This window comes from Spirulina subsalsa FACHB-351 (assembly GCF_026130165.1).
Lineage (GTDB): Bacteria > Cyanobacteriota > Cyanobacteriia > Cyanobacteriales > Spirulinaceae > Spirulina_A > Spirulina_A subsalsa_A.
In genome coordinates, this window is record NZ_JAIHOM010000199.1 from 1 (window position 1) to 5,163 (window position 5,163).

6 protein-coding genes are annotated in these 5,163 nt (G+C 48.6%); 2 read left to right on the forward strand and 4 right to left on the reverse strand.

Annotated elements, in window-relative coordinates; all coding sequences use genetic code 11:
- Positions 1 to 349: 349 nt before the first annotated feature.
- Positions 350 to 1,825: a sensor histidine kinase gene (locus K4A83_RS21815; RefSeq protein WP_265266825.1), complete on the forward strand. Its 1,476-nt coding sequence runs from the start codon at positions 350 to 352 to the stop codon at positions 1,823 to 1,825.
- Positions 1,826 to 2,089: 264 nt separating this feature from the next.
- Here the strand turns inward: K4A83_RS21815 and K4A83_RS21820 are convergent, their stop codons facing one another.
- From K4A83_RS21820 to K4A83_RS21835, 4 genes are all read right to left on the reverse strand, one after another.
- The gene (locus K4A83_RS21820) at positions 2,090 to 2,368 is read right to left on the reverse strand and encodes a BrnA antitoxin family protein (protein ID WP_407810267.1); all 279 of its coding nucleotides are present in this window, start codon (positions 2,366 to 2,368) and stop codon (positions 2,090 to 2,092) included.
- Complete coding sequence (locus K4A83_RS21825; RefSeq protein ID WP_265266827.1) at positions 2,331 to 2,606, reverse strand: BrnT family toxin; 276 nt, start codon at positions 2,604 to 2,606, stop codon at positions 2,331 to 2,333. The genes K4A83_RS21820 and K4A83_RS21825 overlap by 38 nt, the downstream gene beginning before the upstream one ends.
- A 293-nt stretch (positions 2,607 to 2,899) precedes the next feature.
- Positions 2,900 to 3,385 (reverse strand): hypothetical protein, encoded by a 486-nt coding sequence (locus K4A83_RS21830; protein WP_265266828.1) that lies wholly within the window; start codon positions 3,383 to 3,385, stop codon positions 2,900 to 2,902.
- A gap of 34 nt (positions 3,386 to 3,419) precedes the next feature.
- Entirely contained in the window at positions 3,420 to 4,190 is a 771-nt protein-coding gene (locus K4A83_RS21835) for a nickel/cobalt transporter (RefSeq protein WP_265266829.1), read from the reverse strand.
- Between the two features lie 119 nt (positions 4,191 to 4,309).
- Here K4A83_RS21835 and K4A83_RS21840 point away from each other — a divergent pair, with 119 nt between their 5' ends.
- On the forward strand, positions 4,310 to 4,987 hold the full coding sequence (locus K4A83_RS21840) for a hypothetical protein (protein ID WP_265266830.1): 678 nt from the start codon (positions 4,310 to 4,312) through the stop codon (positions 4,985 to 4,987).
- Positions 4,988 to 5,163 lie beyond the last annotated feature (176 nt).

Consider the following 5,163-nt stretch of genomic DNA (forward strand, 5'->3'; position numbering starts at 1 on the left):
GGGTGGATTTGGCGCTGAAGCGCAACTACGAACCTGTCGCAGCGCCTTTGCTGCCGTTTTTGGGTGGATTTGGCGCTGAAGCGCAACTACGAACCTGTCGCAACGCCTTTGCTGCCGTTTTTGGGTGGATTTGGCGCTGAAGCGCAACTACGAACCTGTCGCAACGCCTTTGCTGCCGTTTTTGGGTGGATTTGGCGCTGAAGCGCAACTACGAACCTGTCACAGTGCCTTTGCTGCCGTTTTTGGGTGGGTATTGCGAAGAATTGGTTCGGTTCTACCCCTAGGGATAGGGAGAAGAAACCGTTACCATCAAGGATGAGAGAGTGCAACCAAAGAGGTCACAAGTGCAATGGTGTTGTCCAATTGGGTGTTACCCACCCTGTATCAAGTTTTAACCACACATCACCCGGATCATGCTATCCCTAGGGGGGGAAAACCATCGGGTGGCTCGGTCTTGAAAGCGGAGGCGGAATGGTATGGTGCGATCGCCGCCCTCCATCAAATCCTACTCAACCTAACTGAAACTAGCCCCCATGACTGTGTGGGGGTTGTTTTATCCGGTTGCGCTCCCGTGGTCAGCGACTCCCATCTGCTCTCTCGTTTACAAACGGGTATTTTTACCCCCAAAGCCTTTCAAGATTTGGCCTCTCATCAGTTCCAACTCCCGGCCGCTCCGGGGGACGTGGCCTCGGTGGTTTTACCCACCTTGGTTGAATACTCTCTCCTCCCCACCGATCCCCTCGTGGATGAACAATTCTGTCTCGTCCTGACCGCAGAATTTGGGCTAGTGTTGGCCTTGGGAGAAACCCCCAGCGGAGACAGTCACTTTCAATTCTCCTTTGATCCTCACGTCGTCCATCAAGCTTGGCAAGCGCTGCGATCGCGCCTCCTCCTCACCAGTCCCCAACACATTCAACCCCTCGACACCCTAGTAGGGAACTTTATCCCCCCCATCCCTGACTATCGACTGGTGACACAATTTAGCCATCACCTACTTCAGCACCTCCCCGACTTCAGCGCCCTCGCTCAACGGTGTCCCTCCGCCAACACAGAACGCAGTGAGAGCAAACCGAGCCTTGACCTTCCCCAACCCCCCCCAGACATCCCTGCTTCCCCTTCTAGAGGTCAGGGAATTTCTGAACTGGAAATCTTGCAAGCCTTAACCCATGAAGTGCGCACCCCCTTGACAACCATTCGGATGCTCACTCGTTTATTACTCAAAAAGCGGAAACACCTCGGGGAAGAAGTAACCAAACGCTTAGAGGTCATTGATCAAGAATGTACCGAACAGATCAACCGAATGGAATTGATTTTCCGGGCGGCCGAATTGGAAACCCAACCCCCTAATCCCAATCATTTCCATCTCATCCCCATTTCCCTACACCAAGTCATTGAGCAGAATATCCCCCAATGGCAAAAACAAGCCAAGCGCCGCAATGTCCAGCTAGAGGTACTCCTACCGGAACAATTGCCCACCGTAATCACCAACCCCAGTATGTTAGATCAAGCGCTCAGTGGTTTGATGGAGTGTTTCACTCGCACCTTACCCACTGGGGGACAATTACGGGTTAAAGTGACTACGGCCGGACATCAACTGAAATTACAATTAGTCTCGGAGAATGTCTCCTTTACCAGTTCCTTAAAATCAATGGGACAGTTGCTGATGTTTCAACCGGAAACGGGCAGTATTAGCCTTAATTTAGATGTGACGAAAAATCTCTTTCAGGCCTTGGGAGGGAAATTAACCGTGCGACAACGCCCCCAACAAGGGGAAGTGTTGACTATTTTCCTGCCCTTGGGGGGCGCTGTGCGCTCTTATTTGTAACGGACTCGCGGTTTTTGCCCATGTGGGGCTTGCTGAAAAAGTCCGGGAGTCGGGAGTCGGGAATTCCTTTCCTTTCCTTCGGAAGGCTTCGCCAAGGTCACGCTACGCGAACGGGAATCGGGAATCCTCTCCCCTGCTCCCCTGCCCCCCTGCTCCCCGGGTTATTCAGCAAGCCCTAATTAGGTGAAAATCCCAAGAAAACGCGATCGCCCTTTTGCTCTAGAAGGCGATCGCCCAGTGTCTCGGAACGGGAATCAAAAACCCCTACTGCTGATGTGCTTCCATATAAGCCCGCAACAACTGATTGATTTGGGTTTGATAGCCACGTCCCTGAGACTTAAACCACTCCAAAACATCACTATCAATACGGAGTGTAACCTGAGTCTTTGCTTTTGCGACAGGTAAACCACGCCGCACCATTGCTTTTGCAAACATTTCCGGTGTAACTTCTGGGCAGTCTGAGAAATCGATATCTTCGTCCGTCATAGCATCTAATCGCTGCCAATCAGTTTGAGAGTTGCTCGAAGTAGGCTCGCTGTTCATATTTTGTTGCCTTTCTTGCAGAAATAATACGGGTACAATCCTCACGTTCTGTATGGACAACAGTAATCACTCGCCCTTGTAGCAAGCCAAAAGTGATAAACCTCTGCTCCCCATAACTATAGCGATCATCCTCAACAGTTATGGTGTCGCTACCAAATACGGCTGGGACATCAATAAAGTCAATTCCATGCTTACGAACATTGGTGAGACGCTTTGCTTCATCCCATTCGTATTCCATGACCAGCGATCGTTACAATAACCAATTGTAGCTACAAATTGTTGTCATTTAAAGCGCAAACTAGCCCATCTACAAAGGTCTTTAAGTCGTAAGGCAAGAAGCCATTGCACTGGGGTGAAAATCCCAAGAAAACGCGATCGCCCTTTTGCTCTAGAAGGCGATCGCGCTGTGTCTCGGAACGGGAATCAAAAACCCCTACGTTAGAAAAAACCCGGTTTCTGAGGCTATAATGCCAGGAAGAAACTAGGTTGTGTTTACCTAGGAGTGAGTGCCTAGGGAAGGGCTGAATCGCCTTAAAACCAGCGTTTTAAAGGATTACCCACCACTTGGGCAATAAAACCAATAGTTAGGGCAAAGATAACCACCACTAACTGATTGGCAAATTGGGGAACGTGATGATGGGGGATGTGGAAATCTAGATGACTAATCGCATTAATTTCAATGCCCTCTGTACTCACAGGAATCGTTAATAAATCCCAGTGATTATCTTCCCCAATTTCGACGGACCAAATGCCGGGGATATTGTAATCCGGTTCAAAGCGAAAACGTCCTTGTTGATCGGTGAAAGCGTGGAGGGTTTCTAGACCAGAGTCACTGGGAGGATGAACTAGCACATCGGCATCTTCAAAGGGTTCTTCTGTGCTGAACAGGGCGTGAATTTCTAAGGTTTTATCCTGTAACTCATAGAACGTTTCAAGACTATGGGCGAAGGCTTGAGTTGGGAAACTGAACAAACTGATGAGAATCAATAAAACAATGAACAGGGGTTTGAATTTCATCGGTGAATCCTACAACAAAGGTGGACAATTAGGGTTAGAGTAGTGATGTGCTAGAAACAAATGTTAGACCAAGACCAATGACAACGACAACACAAGCACTGGTCAAGGATAAGCTGCGCGAGATGGCCTGAGTTCGAGGGAATTTTTCCAGCCATTGTCGGGCATAAACGGCGATTAATCCTAACAGCACTAATACTAGAGCTAATCCAAGACTAAAGCCTGTGACTAAAAATAAGCCGTAGGTAATTTGATGAAGTGCGATCGCCCCTAATAACATCACCAGTGCGGAAGGACAAGGCACTAGCCCCCCGGCAATCCCTAGTTTAATTAAGTCAGAGAGCTTATTCGAGGCGTGATGGTGGTGATGGTGGTGATGGTGATGGTGATCATGCTCATGATCAGAGTGATGATCATGACTAGGGGATTGTAGTCGTTTTCGCACTAAACTCACCCCCACAAGACAGATCATCATTCCACTCAGCGCGCTTAAAACCGGATATAACTGTTCAGGCAGGATGTACTGGGAGGCAAAAAGTGCGATCGCCCCCAATAAAAATACCCCGAGTGTATGAGTGATAGTCGTAGTCACCCCCAATAAAATAGCCTGTTGTGGAGTGCCTTGGGTGCCAATGAGATAAGCACTGACTAACGCCTTACCATGCCCCGGAGAGAGAGCGTGAAATGCTCCGAAACCAAATGCGATCGCCATCCCTCCCCAAATACTGCCCACAGTGGGTTCAGTCAGGAGAAAATGGGCTAACTCTCTAGATTGGGCTAAATGAGCGAGGAGAAAAACTGGTGTCATAACCCAAAAACTCTTGAAAATCTAAAACTAATGTTAAAATTAGCGCAAAAATTCTAAAGTGCCTAGGAAATAACCGGGTTGAGTGAACCACCACAAGGAAGCATAAACACATGATCCCAATGAAAAAAGAATTTCTGGTAGTCTTGATGTTAATAGGCGGTTTAGTGGGTTGTCAGCCCGTCCCTCCTGGTGCCACAAAAGTGGTTGCTCCATCCCCAGATGCTCCCGTTGCCAAGCGCTTAAGAGTGTCTGTCAATCAAGACTTTGCCGAAATTCAAAGCCGTTCCATTCGCTTATTTTTACCTCCCAGTTATGAGGGAGGCAATCCCGAGGACGATTTAGAAACCGTTGCCAGTCAATTAGAAGGGGCTGGAGCCAAATATCGTGATTTAAGTCAAGCCTTACGGGAAAGTCAGCAAATCGTTCACTTGCTAGCCTTTGATACAGCCGAATCAACCCAAGGTTTTGTTACAACGGTGAATGTCACTGCACCCACTACTCTCCCCGGCACAACAATTGAAAAACTGACAGATGCAGTAGTAGAGAATTTTCGCCGCTTAGATTATGAGGTAACAGAACAAGAACTACAACTCATTAATGAACGGTTAGTTGGGCGGATTGTGGTGCAAATTCGGACGCGCACCAAAGAAATCACCCAGTTGGTCTATACCCTTGAGGAAAATGATCGTTTTTGGATTGTCACCTACTCCACTCCCCGCAACGAGTTTCGTGAGCGTTTTAGTGATTTTGAACAGAGCATCGCCAGTTTTCAGGTTCTAGACCATGACCAACAATAATTGGATTCAAGCGCCGTCCTTCCTAGCTTTTGAACACAACGGCATTTTCCCGACTCTCCCTCTCCCCTACTCCCCCGCGAAGTGAGAATAGAGAAGTGAGAATAGAGAATTATTAACGACTCCAGACTCTCTCCTCTCCCCTGCTCCCCTGCTCCCCTGCTCCCCTGCCCCCCAGC